Origin of the sequence: Nonomuraea sp. NPDC049504 (assembly GCF_040676845.1) — a bacterium.
GTDB lineage: Bacteria > Actinomycetota > Actinomycetes > Streptosporangiales > Streptosporangiaceae > Nonomuraea > Nonomuraea salmonea.
In genome coordinates this window covers 75,528-91,237 of the sequence record NZ_JBFAPT010000033.1, presented here as the reverse complement: position 1 = coordinate 91,237, position 15,710 = coordinate 75,528, and the positions used below count along the sequence as shown (strand labels likewise).

The 15,710-nt window shown below is 71.8% G+C and carries 14 protein-coding genes; 9 read left to right on the top strand and 5 right to left on the bottom strand.

The features are described from left to right. Nucleotides 1-12: 12 nt before the first annotated feature. Together AB0K28_RS43425 and AB0K28_RS43420 are read right to left on the bottom strand one after the other, a co-directional pair. A complete protein-coding gene (locus AB0K28_RS43425) occupies nt 13-225 on the bottom strand; it encodes an MbtH family protein (RefSeq protein ID WP_345385085.1) in 213 nt (70 codons plus the stop codon). Between the two features lie 96 nt (nt 226-321). Continuing rightward, the gene (locus tag AB0K28_RS43420; protein ID WP_364382180.1) at nt 322-1,536 is read right to left on the bottom strand and encodes a cytochrome P450; all 1,215 of its coding nucleotides are present in this window, start codon (nt 1,534-1,536) and stop codon (nt 322-324) included. A gap of 234 nt (nt 1,537-1,770) precedes the next feature. On the opposite strand from AB0K28_RS43420, the gene AB0K28_RS43415 reads away from it, so the two are divergent. Genes AB0K28_RS43415 through AB0K28_RS43400 form a run of 4 tightly spaced genes read left to right on the top strand, consistent with a single transcriptional unit; the run spans nt 1,771 to nt 6,205 of the window. Next, nucleotides 1,771-2,568: an alpha/beta hydrolase gene (locus tag AB0K28_RS43415; RefSeq protein ID WP_345385087.1), complete on the top strand. Its 798-nt coding sequence runs from the start codon at nt 1,771-1,773 to the stop codon at nt 2,566-2,568. 57 nt (nt 2,569-2,625) lie between these two features. After that, complete coding sequence (locus tag AB0K28_RS43410; protein ID WP_364382189.1) at nt 2,626-4,515, top strand: ABC transporter ATP-binding protein; 1,890 nt, start codon at nt 2,626-2,628, stop codon at nt 4,513-4,515. A 40-nt stretch (nt 4,516-4,555) separates the two neighbouring features. Then, the gene (locus AB0K28_RS43405) at nt 4,556-4,795 is read left to right on the top strand and encodes an acyl carrier protein (protein WP_345385088.1); all 240 of its coding nucleotides are present in this window, start codon (nt 4,556-4,558) and stop codon (nt 4,793-4,795) included. Between the two features lie 6 nt (nt 4,796-4,801). Continuing rightward, on the top strand, nt 4,802-6,205 hold the full coding sequence (locus AB0K28_RS43400; RefSeq protein ID WP_364382175.1) for a carboxyl transferase domain-containing protein: 1,404 nt from the start codon (nt 4,802-4,804) through the stop codon (nt 6,203-6,205). Here the strand turns inward: AB0K28_RS43400 and AB0K28_RS43395 are convergent. Beyond that, nucleotides 6,202-8,133: a carbamoyltransferase C-terminal domain-containing protein gene (locus tag AB0K28_RS43395; RefSeq protein ID WP_364382172.1), complete on the bottom strand. Its 1,932-nt coding sequence runs from the start codon at nt 8,131-8,133 to the stop codon at nt 6,202-6,204. The genes AB0K28_RS43400 and AB0K28_RS43395 overlap by 4 nt on opposite strands. A 282-nt stretch (nt 8,134-8,415) precedes the next feature. Between AB0K28_RS43395 and AB0K28_RS43390 the strand changes: the two genes are divergently transcribed. Continuing rightward, nucleotides 8,416-9,678: a cation:proton antiporter gene (locus tag AB0K28_RS43390; RefSeq protein ID WP_364382169.1), complete on the top strand. Its 1,263-nt coding sequence runs from the start codon at nt 8,416-8,418 to the stop codon at nt 9,676-9,678. Here the strand turns inward: AB0K28_RS43390 and AB0K28_RS43385 are convergent. Together AB0K28_RS43385 and AB0K28_RS43380 are read right to left on the bottom strand one after the other, a co-directional pair. Continuing rightward, the gene (locus AB0K28_RS43385; protein ID WP_345385091.1) at nt 9,675-10,361 is read right to left on the bottom strand and encodes a response regulator transcription factor; all 687 of its coding nucleotides are present in this window, start codon (nt 10,359-10,361) and stop codon (nt 9,675-9,677) included. The two genes, AB0K28_RS43390 and AB0K28_RS43385, sit on opposite strands and share 4 nt — an antisense overlap. Beyond that, on the bottom strand, nt 10,358-11,278 hold the full coding sequence (locus tag AB0K28_RS43380) for a histidine kinase (RefSeq protein ID WP_345385092.1): 921 nt from the start codon (nt 11,276-11,278) through the stop codon (nt 10,358-10,360). The genes AB0K28_RS43385 and AB0K28_RS43380 overlap by 4 nt, the downstream gene beginning before the upstream one ends. A 117-nt stretch (nt 11,279-11,395) precedes the next feature. Here AB0K28_RS43380 and AB0K28_RS43375 point away from each other — a divergent pair, with 117 nt between their 5' ends. From AB0K28_RS43375 to AB0K28_RS43360, 4 genes are all read left to right on the top strand, one after another. Continuing rightward, complete coding sequence (locus AB0K28_RS43375; RefSeq protein ID WP_345385093.1) at nt 11,396-12,094, top strand: ABC transporter ATP-binding protein; 699 nt, start codon at nt 11,396-11,398, stop codon at nt 12,092-12,094. Continuing rightward, entirely contained in the window at nt 12,091-14,394 is a 2,304-nt protein-coding gene (locus tag AB0K28_RS43370) for an FtsX-like permease family protein (protein WP_364382164.1), read from the top strand. The genes AB0K28_RS43375 and AB0K28_RS43370 overlap by 4 nt, the downstream gene beginning before the upstream one ends. A 26-nt stretch (nt 14,395-14,420) precedes the next feature. Then, complete coding sequence (locus tag AB0K28_RS43365) at nt 14,421-14,627, top strand: hypothetical protein (RefSeq protein ID WP_345385097.1); 207 nt, start codon at nt 14,421-14,423, stop codon at nt 14,625-14,627. Between the two features lie 146 nt (nt 14,628-14,773). Further along, a complete protein-coding gene (locus tag AB0K28_RS43360; protein ID WP_364382161.1) occupies nt 14,774-15,709 on the top strand; it encodes a hypothetical protein in 936 nt (311 codons plus the stop codon). Nucleotide 15,710 lies beyond the last annotated feature (1 nt).

Here is a 15,710-nt window from a genome sequence, read left to right as displayed (position 1 = left end):
AACGGGGCGAGCCTACTTTCCTTCCATGGCGGCGATCAGGCTCTTCGGCCGCATATCGGTCCAGGACTTCTCGATGTAGGCCAGGCACTCCTCGCGGCTCGCCTTACCGAAAACGGAGGTCCAGCCCTCTGGCACATCGATGAAAACGGGCCACAACGAGTGCTGCCCCTCGTCGTTCACCAGAACCAGGAATTCGGCGTCCGGATCGTCGAACGGATTCGTCACCACACGGTCCTTTCTCTGCTGGATCGTCATTCGTAGTAAAGGGAGCCGTTCGGCGGGCGCGCAACAGTGCGGTGACCGCTCAACCGCGTTTCCGCGTCAGTTGAACACCGCGGGAGCGGGCCCGCCGGGGGCGAAGGTCACCGGCAGCCGCTCGGGCCCGTTCACCACGATGGAGCTGAGCATCGTCGGCTCGCCGTCGGGCTCCACGCGCAGGGAGCGGCCGACAATCTCCTCGTAGAGCAGCCGCAGCTCCATCCGGGCGAGCACGCTGCCGAGGCAGAAGTGCTCGCCGAAGCCGAGCGCCAGATGCCTGTTCGGCTGGCGGCGCACGTCGAAGCGGTCAGGGTCGTCGAAGACGGACTCGTCCCTGTTGGCCGACGGCAGCCACAGCGTCACCCGGTCGCCCGCCTCGACGCGGTGGCCGCGGATCTCCACGGGCCTGGTGGCGGTGCGCATGATGTGGGTGGCGGTGGAGGTCCAGCGCAGGATCTCCTCGACCGCGCCGGGCAGCAGGCCGGGGTCGTCCTGGAGCAGCCGCCACTGGGCCGGGTGGCGCATGAGGGCGAGCATCCCGCCCGAGGCGGCGATCCTGGTGTTCTCGGTGCCGCCGACCAGCAGGTTGTCGCAGTTAAGTATGACGTCGTCCGGGCTGAGCGGAGCGCCTTCGACGGTGGCCGTGGCGAGCACGCTGACCAGGTCGTCGCCGGGGTCCTTGGCCTTCTCCGCCGCCAGCGTCTCGAAGTAGCCCATGATCTCGAGGTGGGCGAAGCGCCGCGCCATCGGGTCGCCGGCGCCGAACGCCTGGCTGGTCAGGGTGAAGAGCCGCTCCCACTCCCCGGCCGGCACGCCCATCATCTTGCAGATCACGTACAGCGGGACGCGGGCCGCGACGTCGGCGACGAAGTCGCAGCGACCGCGCTCGACGGCCTGGTCGACGACCCGCCCGGTGACCTCGCGCATCTCGCCTTCCATGCTGCGCACGGAGCGGACCGCGAACCACTCGTCGACCAGCCTCCTGAGGTCGCGGTGGCGCGGCGGGTCGGTCAGCGCGAGCGTCCGCCCGCCGCCCGGGTCGGCGCCGTGGTCGGCGGGCCGCAGCAGGATTCCGCGGGCCGAGCTGAACGTCTCGGCGTCGCGATAGGCGGCGCGCACGTCCGCGTACGCGGTCAGCGCCCAGAAACCGGGAAGCTCCGTCGGCTCGTGCCAATAAACGGGCGCGTTGGCGCGCAGCCACCGCCACTGCACATAGGGATCGCCCGTCGCGTAGAGTTCGGGGTCCACCAGATTGATCCGCGGCGTACCGTCGGGCATTCGATTACCTCACCGTATTCAGAAATGGCCGCGTGAAAGCACGCTCAATTCAGCGGAATGCGCGGCGCCGGGGTCAAGGTTTTCCGCCGGGGGGTGGCCAACCGACGCCCGGCGGCAGTTGAACGGCCGCCGGTCCGCGCATTGCCGGGCCGCTCCCCCGCTGCCATAGTGAGCGTTCGACCGGGGCCTTTCGCCGTCATGCGGCGTGGTGAATACGAAGAGCGCGGACGGATCATGCCTTTTGTTCAAGCCAACGGAATCCGACTCGCCTACGAGCGCTCCGGCAAGGGAGAGCCCGTACTGATGATCATGGGGTCGTCGGCGGCCGGGCGCGTCTGGACGACGTACCAGACGCCGGCGCTGCAACGGGCGGGCTACGAGACGATCGTCTTCGACAACCGGGGCATCCCGCCGTCCGACGTGCCGCCGGGCAGGTACGCGCTGGCCGACATGGTCGCCGACACCGTGGGCCTGATCGAGGCGCTGGCGCTCGGCCCGTGCCGGATCGTCGGGACGTCTCTGGGCGCGATGATCGCCCAGGAGGTGGCGATCGACCGGCCCGACCTGGTCAGGTGCGCTGCGCTGATCGCGACGCGCGGGCGCGAGGACGTGTTCAGGCGCGCTCTGGCCGTCGCCGACCACGCGCTGCTGGACAGCGGCGTCACGGTGCCGCCCGGCTACGCGGCGACCCGGTCGGTGATGGAGATGCTCTCGCCCGCGACGCTCAGGAACGACGCCGCGGTCTCCTCGTGGCTGGAGATCTTCGAGCTGGCCGGCGGCGCGGGCGGTGGCGGGCAGGCGTGGGTGGACCCGGTCGGCGACCGCAGGGACCGGCTCCGCTCGATCACCGCGCCCTGCCGGGTGATCGCCTTCACCGACGACCTCATCTGCCCGCCGCACCTGTGCGCGGAGGTGGCCGACGGCATCCCGGACTGCGACTACGTGGAGATCCGCGACTGCGGCCACATGGGCTATCTGGAGCGCCCCGAGGAGGTCAATCTCGCGCTCATCGAGTTTCTCGACAAGCACTGACCCGATCTCCTGCCGAAAGCGAGGGACACGGCCGTGGCCACTGTGGGCGGTCCGGAAATGATGGCCAAGGTGTCGTTCGACGACGACTCGATCACCCGACAGCGGGTCAGGCCGGGGACCGTGCGGCGCATCGTCCCGTACGTCAGGCGCTACCGCAGGCCGCTGGCGATGCTGCTGACGAGCACGATGCTCACGGCGGCCATCACGGCGGCGACCCCGCTGCTGCTGAAGATGATCATCGATGACGGCATCGTGCCGGGCCGGCCCGGGGTGGTGCTGACGCTGTCCCTGGCGATCGTCGGGCTGGCGCTGCTGGAGTCGCTCTCGCTGTACGCCGAGGCCCGCTCGTCCGGCCAGGTCGGCGAGGGCCTGGTCTACGACCTGCGCTCGGAGGTCTTCGCCCGCGTGCAGCGGCAGCCGGTCGCGTTCTTCACCCGCACCCAGACCGGGGCGCTGGTGAGCCGCGTCAACACCGACGTGATGGGCGCCAGGCAGGCGGTCACCTCGCTGCTGACCCGCGCGACCTCCGGGGTCATCACGCTCGTCATCGTGATCGGCACGATGCTCTACCTGTCGTGGCAGATCACGCTCGCCGCGCTGGTGATGATCCCGTTCTTCCTGCTGCCCGCCAAGCTCGTCGGGCGCCGCCTGCAGCGGCTGGCCAGGGAGGAGATGAACGTCGACGCGGAGCTGAGCTCGCTGACGAACGAGCGCTTCAACGTGGCGGGCGCGCTGCTGGCCAAGCTGTACGGGCGGCCCGCAGAGGAGGAGGCGCTGTTCGCGAGGAAGGCGGGCCGCGTCAGGGACGTCGGCGTGCTGAGCGTCGTCTACGGCCAGCTGTTCCACATCGTGGTCACCGCGCTCACCGCGCTCACCACGGCCCTGGTGTACGGCGTCGGCGGCGGCCTGGTCATCGGCGGCGGGCTGGAGATCGGCACGCTCGTCGCCATGGTCGCGCTGCTGTTCCGCCTGTACGGGCCGATCAACCAGCTGTCGAGCCTGCAGGTGGACGCGCTCACGGCGCTGGTCAGCTTCGACCGCATCTTCGAGGTGCTGGACCTCGAACCGCTGGTCGCGGACCGCAAGGGAGCACGGCCGCTGCCGGCGGCGAGCGGGGGCGCCCCCCTGGACATCGTGTTCGACGAGGTCTCCTTCCGCTACCCGGCCGCCGCGGAGGTCTCGCTGGCCTCGCTGGAGCCCCCGGCCCTGCGCCGGAACGGCGGGGAGGAGAGCCTGGTGCTGTCCGGCCTGAGCTTCACCGCCCCCGCGGGCGGGCTGACGGCCCTGGTGGGGCCCTCCGGGGCGGGCAAGACCACGATCACCCAGCTCGTGCCCCGCCTGTACGACGTCACGGAAGGGGCCGTGCGCATCGGCGGCCACGACGTACGGGACCTGACCTTGGCCTCGCTGCGCGAGGCGGTCGGCGTCGTCACCCAGGACGCGCACATGTTCCACGACACCATCCGCGCGAACCTGCTCTACGCCCGCCCGGACGCGACGGAGAAGGAGCTGGTCGAGGCGTGCGAGGCGGCGCTGATCTGGGAGGTCGTGGCGAGCCTGCCCGACGGCCTGGACACCGTGCTCGGCGACCGCGGCTACCGGCTGTCGGGCGGCGAGAAGCAGCGCCTCGCCCTGGCCAGGCTGCTGCTCAAGTCGCCGCCGATCGTCGTGCTCGACGAGGCCACCGCGCACCTGGACTCGGAGTCGGAGGCCGCGATCCAGCGCGCGCTCAAGAGCGCGCTGGCCGGGCGGACCTCGCTGGTGATCGCGCACCGGCTGTCCACGGTCAGGGAGGCCGACCAGATCCTGGTCGTCGAGGCGGGCCGGATCAGGGAGAGCGGCCGCCACGAGGAGCTGCTGGCCGCCGGCGGGCTCTACGCGCACCTCTACCGCACGCAGTTCGCCGGGCCGGCGGTGAACGCCGCGCCCCGGCCCGAGCCGGCCTGACCGGCTCGTCCACACCGAACACCGATGGGAGCGCACTGTCATGACGGCAACCGAGCAAGAGATCCTCGACGGGCTGGGGCGGATCATCGAGGAGGTCACCGGCGTCCCCGCGGCGGAGGTCGCGCCCGAGCGGAGCTTCGTGGACGACCTGGACATCGACTCGCTGTCCATGGTGGAGGTGGCGCTGGCGGCGCAGGAGGAGTTCGGGGTGGAGATCCCGGACGATCGCCTCAAGGAGCTGCGCACGGTCAAGGACGCCGTCGCCTTCATCCGGGGGTAGGGACCGGTGCTGGACGATCTCGACAGGGTGCGCGTGCCCGACGCGCGCGACCCGCGTACCCGGCTGGAGTCGTTCTTCGACGACTCCAGCCTGTGCCTGCTGGGGCCCGCGGACGGCAGCGGCGTGCTGGCCGGTGTGGGCCGCGTCCACGGCACGCCCGTCGTGGCCTTCGCCAGCGACCCCAGGATCCAGGGCGGCGCGATGGGCGCCGAGGGGTGCGAGCGGATCGTGCGCGCCTACGACCGCGCCCTGCACGACCGGGTGCCCGTCGTGGGGCTGTGGCAGTCCGGCGGCGCCCGCCTGGCCGAGGGCGTCGGCTCGCTGCACGCGGTCGGGCTGGTGTTCGCGGCGATGACGCGGGCCTCGGGGGTCGTGCCGCAGCTCTCGGCGGTGTTCGGGCCCGCGGCGGGCGGCGCCGCGTACGGGCCGGCGCTGACCGACGTCGTCATCCTGTCGGGCCAGGGCCGCATCTTCGTCACCGGCCCCGACGTGGTGCGCTCGGTGACCGGCGAGGACGTCGACATGGCCGGGCTCGGCGGCCCCGACGTGCACGGGCGGCGCAGCGGCGTCGCGCACGTGGTCACCACGACGGACGCGCAGGCGGTCGCCGCGGCGCGGCGCCTGGCCGCCCTGCTCGGGCACCAGGGGTGCGCGCGCATGCCGGAGACCGCGGGGACGGACTTCGCCGCGCTGCTTCCCGACAACCCCAAGCGTGCGTACGACGTGCATCCGCTGCTCGACGGCCTGCTGGACGAGCCGGGCGCCGAGCTGCACCCGCGCTGGGCCCCGAACGTGGTCACCGCGCTCGGCCGGCTCGGCGAGCGCACGGTCGGCGTGGTGGCCAACAACCCGATCAGGCTGGGCGGCTGCCTGGACGCCGCGTCAGCCGAGAAGGCCGCCAGGTTCGTGCGGATGTGCGACGCCTTCGGGGTGCCGCTGGTGGTCGTGGTGGACGTCCCCGGCTACCTGCCCGGCGTCAAGCAGGAGTGGGACGGCGTCGTCCGGCGGGGCGCGAAACTGCTGCACGCCTTCGCCGAGGCCAGCGTCCCCCGGGTGACGCTGATGGTGGGCAAGGCGTACGGCGGGGCGTACATCGCGATGAACTCCCGCGCCCTGGGCGCCACCCGGGTCCTCGCCTGGCCGACGGCGCGGATGGCGGTCATGGGCGCGGTCTCGGCGGTGCGCATCCTGCACCGCCAGGCCCTGGCCGCCGCGCCGGAGCAGGAGCGCCCGCTGCTCGAGGCGGCCCTGGCCGCCGAGCACGAGAAGGAGACCGGCAGTCTCGACGCGGCCGTGCGGCTCGGCGTGGTGGACGAGGTCATCGACCCGGCGAAGAGCCGCGAGGCCATCGCCAAGGTGATCGCCGAGGCCGCACCACGCCGGGGGCACCACGCCAACATCCCGCTCTAACGGCCGGTGGGGGCCAGGACGAAGAACCTGCCCTGCCACAGCAGGTGGAGCTCCTTGCGCAGGTCGTCGCTCACCCCGGCGTCACCGGCCAGCGACTCCAGGGTCCGCTTCCCGTCGGCCGCCTCCAGCACCGCGAAGGCGGCGGGCGAGATCTCCGCGCGCGGCCCGTTCGTGTAGTCGAGGAAGATCTCGTGCACGACGTCGCGGTGCCCGGCCGGCGTGGTGCGGACCCGCTTGACGAGCCTGGTCACCGGGCGGTGCCTGGGCACCAGGCCGTCGAGGCCCAGCCAGTGGCCCCACCGCCGCCTGATCAGGAAGTCCTCGATCACCAGGTAGTCCAGCTCGGTGGTGAGGAAGCAGGTCACGGCGTCCTGCACGGTCTGCACGATCGGCTCGGCGTTGTTGTTGAACGAGGTGTTCAGCAGCACGGGGGTGCCGGTCAGCTCGCCGAAGCGCCGGACGAGCCGGTGGAAACGCTCGTTTGCCTCCTGGGTGACGATCTGCAGCCGGGCGCTGCCGTCCACGTGGGTGACCGCGCCGAGCTCCGCCCTGCGTTCCTCGCGCACCTGGACGACGAACGACATGAAGTCGTAGTTGGCGCGCGTGGGCGGCAGCTCGAAGTAGGCGCCGGCGGCCTCCTCCGTCACCACCGGCGCGAACGGCCGGTAGCCCTCCCGCTTCTTCACCATCGAGTTGATGCGGTGCTTGTTCTCGCCCGGCCGGGCGTCGGCGAGGATGCTGCGGTTGCCGAGCGCCCGCGGCCCGAACTCGGAGCGGCCCTGCGCCCAGCCCAGCACGGCGCCGCCGGCCAGCAGCTCGGCGGCGCACTCCACGATGTCGGCGGGCCGCTCGAACAGGACGAGGTCGCCCCACGAGGCCAGCTCGCGCTGGACGTCCTCCTGGTCGCCGAGCGCGGGCCCGAGGCTCGCGCTGAACAGCCGCGACCGGCGCGCGGGCGCCTCGCCGAGCTGCGTGGCGGCGGCGAGCGCGGCGCCCTCGGCGGCGCCGGCGTCGTGCGCGGCGGGGTGGATGAAGACCTCGTCGAACTTTCCCGAGCGCAGGATCACGCCGTTGAGGCTGCTGTTGTGCGCGACGCCGCCGACGAAGCACAGCTTCGTCAGCCCGGTGTAGTCGGCCCAGTAGCCGAGCACGTGCATGGCGATCCGCTCCAGCGTGCGCTGCACGCCGGCCGCGAAGTCCATGTGCTCGCGGGTGAAGTCCTGGCCCTTTCTGCGCGGGACGAAGCCGTTGACGAAGAACGCGCCGGTGATCGGCCGCAGTTCGAAGTCGCCGCCGCTCTTCAACGTGTAGAGGGAGTCGAAGATGTCGCGGTGGACGTTCGCGTCGCCGTACGGCGCGAGCCCCATGACTTTGTACTCGTCGCCCATCCGGTAACCGAGCAGATGGGTCGCCGCCTCGTAGAACTGCCCGAGCGACTTGTCGATGCCGTACGTCGCGAGCGGCTCCAGCCCGCCGCGCCCGCCGCGGAACACGGTCGTCGAATGCATTTCGCCGCGGCCGTCCATGACGACGACGAGCGCGTCCTTCATTCCCGAGCGCAGGAAACAGGACGCGGCGTGCGACACATGGTGTTCCGCGTACACCAGCCGCTCGGCCGGGAGTTCGATGCCGAATTCCGCGCCGAGCTGGTCGGTGATGAGTTCCCGCGAATAGCGGATGGGCGCTTCCGGGTGCTGGAGATACAGCTCGTGCAGTGCCCGGTCGACGAAGATCTCCTGGAAATAGTGCCCGACGGCGTCGATCTGCGACGGCGTCACACCGGCCAGGTCAAGGCAGGCGCGAATCGCCTCGGTCGGAAATTTGGTGGTCTTCTTGATGCGGTTGAACCGCTCCTCCTCCACCGCCGCGATGGTTTTGCCGTCCCGGATCAGGCAGGCTGCCGCGTCGTGGAAGAAATCGTCGTTCATGCGGGACGCGAGATCGACGTCCCCGTCGGAAAAGTTTCCACTGAGCCCCAGTACCAGCATGCCCGTCACGGTAACCGTTGTTTCCCGCCGTGTCGCCGGACGACATCTCCGGCCGGCACACCTCGGTGAAAGGGCATTCAGCGGCCGCCCGGAGCCTATTTTCGGAGGGCGGCGCGTTCAACCGCCTCCGCACCCCGGTTGAACGCAGACGGACGGCGGGCGACCCGGATAGAGTCGGCGCCCGGCAATCAATGCGGCGTCACTCCGAGAATGGGTTTCCCCGTGTTTCCCACGCACATGCTGCTGCTGGATCTCGCGCTCGTCGTGGTGCTGGCGAAGGTCATGGGCGGGCTCGCCCGCCGGCTCGGCCAGCCCGCCGTCGTGGGCGAGATCGTGGCCGGTGTCCTGCTCGGCCCCACCTTGCTCAGCCCCGCCGTCACGGCCGTGATCTTCCCCGTCGAGGTGCGGCCGGTGCTGAGCGCGCTGGCCGGGGTCGGGGTGGCGCTGTTCATGTTCGTCGTCGGCACCGAGCTGGACGTGGGCGCGCTGCGGGGCGGCGGCCGGGTGACCGTGTGGACCTCGCTGTTCGCCACGGCGGTGCCGCTGGCGCTGGGCGCGCTGCTGGCCGCGACGCTGCTCGCGGGGCACCAGAGGGGGTCGGCCGCCGGGTTCGTGCTGTTCTTCGCGGTGGCGATGTCGGTGACCGCGTTCCCCGTCCTCGCGCGGATCATCGCCGACCGCGGGCTCACCGGCACCCGCATGGGCTCGACCGCGCTGACCTGCGCGGCCGTCTGCGACGTGCTGGCCTGGGCGCTGCTCGCGCTGGTGGTCGCGCTCGCCACCGGCGCCCGCCTGCAGTGGTGGCTGCTGCTGCTCGTGCCGTACGTCGTCGTGATGGTCACGCTCGTGCGCCCGCTGCTGCGCCGCGCGGCCCGGCTGCGCGGGAACGGCGAGGCGGGGGGCGGGCTCTTCTTCGCGGTCGTGCTGGCCGGGCTGCTGCTGTCGGCCGCCTTCACCGACTGGCTGGGGCTGCACTACATCTTCGGGGCGTTCCTCTTCGGCGTGCTGCTGTCCACGTCCGGCGGCGACGAGGTGCGCGCGTGCGTCATCCGGCGGGTCGAGCCGCTGTGCGGGACGCTGCTGCTGCCCGTCTACTTCGTGATGGCAGGGCTCACGATCGACCTGTCGGGGCTGAGCGCGGGCGAGTGGGGAGAGCTGGCCGTCATCCTGGTCACGGCGGTGACCGCCAAGTTCGCCGGCGCGTACGCGGGGGCCCGCATCGGCGGCCTGGACGCGCGCGGCGCGGTCACCCTGGGGGCGCTGCTGAACACGCGCGGGCTGACGGAGCTGGTCGTGCTCGGCGTCGGGCTGGAGCTCGGCGTGCTGGACGAACGCCTCTACGCGCTCATGGTGGTGATGGCCGTCGTCACCACCGCGCTCACCGGCCCTCTGCTGAACCGGCTGCACCCGGCCGAGCAGCGGGCGCCCGCGGCCGGGACCACCGCCGGGGCCGAAGAGGGGGCCGCCGCCGGCCGGGCGGGCTAACCGGCGGAGCCCGCGCTGATCAGCCCGCTCTCGTAGGCGACCACCACGGCCTGGGCGCGGTCGCGCAGGCCGAGCTTGGTGAAGATGCGCGCGACGTGGGTCTTCACCGTGGTCTCGCTCAGCGTCAGCGCCTCGGCCAGCTCCGCGTTGGACAGCCCGCGCCCCACCAGCGTCAGCACCTCCAGCTCGCGCGCGGTCAGCACGGCCAGGTCGGCGGGCACGCTCGTGGCCGTGGCACCCCCTGCCTGGTCCTGCGCGGCGAAGCGTTCGACGAGCCTGCGGGTGATCGACGGGGCCAGCAGGGCGTCGCCGGTGGTGACCAGCCGCACGGCGTTGGCCAGATGCTCGGGCGTGACGTCCTTCAGCAGGAAGCCGCTCGCGCCGAGTGCCAGCGCGGCGTAGACGTAGCGGTCGAGGTCGAACGTGGTCAGCATGAGCACCCGGCAGTCCGGGTCCTGCGCCAGCACCCGCCTGGCCGCCTCCAGCCCGTCGAGGTTCGGCATGCGGATGTCCATGAGCACGACGTCCGGCCGCAGCTCCCGCGCGGCCGTCACCGCCTCCACGCCGTCGGCAGCCTCCCCCACCACGTCGATGCCGCGGGTGGTGAGGATCAGCCGGAACCCGGTCCTGATGAGCGCCTGGTCGTCGACGATCAGCACGCGGGGCGAGGGCTCGGGGGTCATCGGCCGTCCTGTCGGAGTGCGGCGCCCGCACCGGGCGGGCCTTGCGGGTCGCCGGCCTGCGGCGCGTTCAGCGGGATGCGGGCGCGGATGCGGTAGCCGCCGCCGAGCCGGCGCCTGGCGTCGAGGTCGCCGCCGTAGACGGCGACCCGTTCGCGCAGCCCCAGCAGGCCGCGCCCGGCCCCGTCGTCGCCCTTGCGCTGCCGGTCCTGCGGGACGTCGCGGCCCCGCTCGGGCGGCTGGTCGGCGGTGAGCGCGCTGGGGCCGGTGTTGAGCACCTCCACGCGGATCTGGTTGTCGGCGTAGCGGATCGTCACCTCGGCCTTCGTGTCCGGCTCGGCGTGCTTGAGCGCGTTCGTCAGCGCCTCCTGGATGATCCGGTAGACGGTCGCGTCGATGCCCGGCGGCAGCGGCCTGGGCTCGCCCAGGATGCGCGTCTCGACGGTGAGCCCGGCGAAGGCGAAGCGGTCGATCAGCGGGTTGAGCCCGCTCAGGCTCGGCGACGGCACCAGCGCGTCCTCCATGGGGTCCTCGACGCCGTCGGGCGAGGGGGCGAGCAGGCCGAGCAGGTGGCGCAGCTCCGACATCGCCGACCGGCCGGCGTTCTCGACCGCCTTGAGCGCCTCCGCGCACGCCTCCGGCTGCAGGGTCATCACCTCGCGGGCCGCGCTGGCCTGGACGACCATGAGGCTGACGTTGTGGCTGACGATGTCGTGCAGCTCCCTGGCGATCCTCGCCCGCTCGGCGTCGACCGCCGCCCTCGCGGCCCGGTCGCTCTCCCGCTCAAGAAACCTGCCCTGCTCCTCGATGGCCGCGCGGTGCCGCCGCTGCGCTCGTACGAGGGCGACGCTCAGCGCCAGCGTCACTCCCAGCAGCACCACCACGACGACGACCAAGGCGTACGCCCAGACTCCGCCCACCGTTCCACCCTGGCAAACGACGTGGAGATCCGCACTACATCCACAGGATGACATCGGTGCGGATCTACATCCGGGGAAGGATGACCGGCCTCCCGCGCCGTTTGTAGCCTCCTTCTCATGACAACCGGAACCGAGATCGTCGTACAACTTGATCAGGTACGCAAGCAATACGGCGAGACGGTGGCGCTCGGCGGCGTCTCGCTGGAGATCCGCGCCGGCGAGGCGGTCGCGGTGATGGGGCCGTCCGGCTGCGGGAAGTCGACCCTGCTCAATCTCATCTCGGGGCTCGACCGGCCCACCGCAGGGCGCGTCGTCGTCCACGGCGAGGACCTGACCGGGATGAACGAGACGGGGCTCGCGCTGTTCAGGCGGCGCCGCATCGGCATGATCTTCCAGTTCTTCAACCTGCTCGACGACCTGTCCGCGCTGGACAACGTGGCGCTGGCCGCGCAGCTCACCGGCACGCCCGCCGCCCAGGCACGCAGGCGGGCCATGGAGCTGCTGGACGAGCTCGGCATCTCCGACCGCGCCCGCATGTACCCGGCGGTGCTGAGCGGCGGTGAGCGGCAGCGCGTCGCCGTCGCCCGCGCGCTGATGAACCGGCCCGCCGTGCTGCTGGCCGACGAGCCGACCGGCGCGCTCGACAGCCACTCCGGCGAGCAGGTCATGGACCTGCTGCTCGACCTGCACCAGATCGGGCAGACCCTGATGCTGGTCACCCACGACGAGCGGCTCGCCGAGCGGTGCGCCGGCCGGGTGATCGAGCTGGCCGACGGCCGGGTCACCGCGGAGCGCACGCTGGAGTGGACCCCATGAACGTGGTGATGCGCATCGCGCTGGCCGCGGTGCGGCGGCGCCGGCTGCAGAGCACGATCCTCGCCGTGGTGGTCCTGTGCTCCACGGTCGCGATCGTCGTGGCGCTCGGCCTGCTGGAGGCCTCGTCGGGGCCGTTCGACCGCACTTTCGCCGAGCAGCGGGGCCCCCACGTCGTGGTCACCTTCGACCGGGCCGAGGTCCCCGACGCGCGGCTCGCGGAGACGGCGTCCAAGCCGGGCGTCGAGGCGGCGGCGGGGCCGTACGGACAGAGCGTGCTCACCGTCGCCGACACCCGGCAGAGCCTGCCGTCGGGACCGCTCACGGTCGTCGGGCGGCCCGGCCCCGGCGGGCCGGTGGACCAGGTCGATCTGTGGGCGGGCCGCTGGGCCGCCAAGCCGGGCGAGATCGTGGTCAACCGGCCGGTCGAGCCGCTCTTCAGCGACATGGTCGGCGCCGCCGTCCAGACCAGGGAAGGGCTGAACTTCACCATCGTGGGCCTGGCCTCCAGCGTCACCAGGACGGCCGAGGCCTGGGTCACGCCCGCGCAGATGCAGGCGATGAAGCCCACGACCGCCCAGATGCTCTACCGGTTCACCAAGGCCGAGACCGAGAACGACGTGCGCGCCGCCACCGCGAACGTCACCGCCGACCTGCCGCCGGCCGGCGTGCTCAACCAGCAGCCGTACCTCACCGTCAAGCAGGACGTCTCCAGGGCGGCCACCTCCTACCTGCCGTTCCTCGCCGGGTTCGGGCTGCTCGGGCTGCTGGTCGCGGTGCTCATCGTGGCCAACGTCATCAGCGGCGCCGTCGTCGCGGGGCAGCGGCACATCGGCGTGCTCAAGTCGCTCGGTTTCACCCCCAACCAGGTCATGGCGGTCTATCTGGCCATGGTCCTGCTGCCCGGGTTCGCCGGGTGCCTCGTCGGCACCGGGCTCGGCGCGCTGATCTCGCAGCCGCTGCTCGATCGCGTGTTCGCCGGCATCGGCGCGTCCATCGGCCTGGGCGTCAGCTGGTGGGTCTACCTCGCCGCGCTGCTCGGCGTGCCGGCCGTGGTCGTGCTGGCCGCGCTCATCCCGGCCTCGCGCGCGCACCGGCTGTCGGCCGCCGAGACCATCCGCTCCGGCAGCGCGCCCAGGGCGGGCCGCGGGCAGGCGATCCAGCGCGTGCTGTCCGGCACCCGGCTGCCCCGCAGCATGAGCCTCGGGCTGGGGATGCCGTTCGCCCGGCTGGGCCGCTCGGCGCTGACGCTCGCCGCCATCGTGCTCGGCGTGGCCGCGGTGACGCTCGCCACCGGCCTGTTCCAGACCATGACCGCGTACGGCGACACCGCGCAGCGCGTCGGCCACGTCCACTCCGTCGTCTATGTCGGACGCCCCGACCAGGTCAGGCCCAAGCTCGACGACGCCGCCATCGAGGCGCTGCTGCGCTCCCAGCCCGGCGTCCGCTACGTCACCGCCGACGCCTGGATCGACGTGCAGCTGCCCGGCCACACCAGCCGTAGCAAGGCGCAGTTCCTGCGCGGCGACGCCTCGACCCGCGGCGACGTGGTCGTGTCGGGCCGCTACTTCTCCGGCCCCAACGAGGTCGCGGCACCCTCGGCGTTCCTGAAACGCTTCGGGCTGCGCGTCGGCGACCGGCTCACGATCGCGCTCGGCGCCGCCCGCACCCAGGCCACGATCGTCGGCGAGGTCATGGACGCCTCCAACGACCTCATCATGGTGAGCTGGCCCACGCTGACCGCGATCGACCCCGGCGCCCGCGCCACCCAGTACGAGGTGCAGCTCACCCCCGGCACCGACGTCGACACCTTCAACGCCGCCGTCAAAGCCGCCGACCCCGGCCTCTATCCGCAGGCCAAGTCCCAGGTCGACCAGAACAGCGTGGCCATCATCGGCGCGGCCTCGCTCTTCACGCTGCTCCTCGGCACGGTCGCGACCCTGGGCGTCTTCAACACCGTCGTGCTCAACACCCGCGAGCGCCGCCGCGACCTCGCCATGCTGAAGTCCATCGGCATGACGCCGCGCCAGGTGACGCTGATGATGATCACGTCCATGGCGGCGCTGGGGGCCATCGGGGGCCTGGTCGGCATCCCGATCGGCATGGCCTCGCACCGGGTCATCGTGCAGGCCATGCTCGACGCCGTCGGGCTCAACGCGCCCGCGATCCTGCTCGACGTCTGGCAGGCCGCGGCCCTGGGTGCGCTGGTCGTGGCGGGCGTGGCCATCGCCATGCTGGGCGCGTTCCTGCCCGCCCGCTCGGCGGCCACCCTGACGATCGCGGAAGCGCTGCGTACCGAATGAGCGGACGGAGACGGGACTCCTGACCGATGGACACCCCCTACACGGCGGCGCAGTCACTGGCCCTCACCCTCCAGGAGGAACTGGTCGACGGCGTGCACGACTGCAGCCCTGACGCGCCGCGGACGGTGCTGACGATCACCGATCCGGCGAACGGCGAGACGTACCGGCTGGAGCTCGCCCCGGCGCACGTGGCGTATTTGGAGGACCTGCTGGCCTACGGCACGATCCCCTGAACACGTCCCCGCCGCGTGCGGCGGGGACGTGTTCAACTGCCGCCGTGGCGGCGGGCCTTCCCATGGCCGGTGCCGCGTTCAACTGCGGCTCGCCATGATCGTCCACGCGTTACTCTGCCTCCGGCTCAACGGAACGGAGACCGTGGATGCACAAGTTAGCCAGATCCCTGTCCTTGATCGGGGCCATCGTCGCGGCCACCCTCATCGCCACCGCAACGGCCGCGTCGGCCGCGCCCGCACGGGCCGACGGGCACCGCGTCACCGTCATGGTGCACGGGTTCGATCGCGAGGCGGACATCAGCTGCTCGGGCGCGTGGAACAGCGCCAGGAACCTGCTGAACGGCAACGGCTGGGGCGACGTCGTCACCTTCGGCTACTACAACAAGGCCACCAACTGCGACCTCAGGCTCAGAGGCACGACCGACACGCGCATCCAGGAGGTCGGCCGCCAGTTCGCGTGGACCGTCTACTACCTGTACTCCAGCAAGGACATCGCCATCGACGTGGTGACGCACTCCATGGGCGGCCTCGTCGCGAAGGCGGCCATCGAGGGCGTCAACAGGTACGGCGTGGGCAAGACGCCGCCCGACATCAGCGGGCTGACCGTCGATCCGGACGACATCGGCGCCACCGACTGGCCTCGTGACTGGCCGCCGTTCCTCTACATCGAGGACATGGTCACCTTCGCCACCCCGCACCAGGGCATCGGCAGCGCGCTGGTGACCGCGTGCGCCATCACCCACGAGCAGTGCAGCGACATGCGTCCCGGCAGCGGCTTCATCAGCTGGCTGGGCAAGCAGCCGCAGTCGCAGATGAGCACGGACTACACCTTCCTCGCCTCGCGGCATGACGACACCGTCAGCGTCGACTCGGCGACGAACAAGCGCACCGCCCACCACTGGGCCCTGTACGACGAGAACGCGAGCGGCGGCACGCTGAGCCACACCTCCATCCGCAACACCTCGACCGGCGACTGGCAGGTGGAGTACGGCGGGTCGGCGAGCGAGGACGGCGAGAGCTCGACGTACGCGGCCCCGCTCGTCCGGATGATGGACGGCCTGTACGACCAGCAGGCGCAGTAGC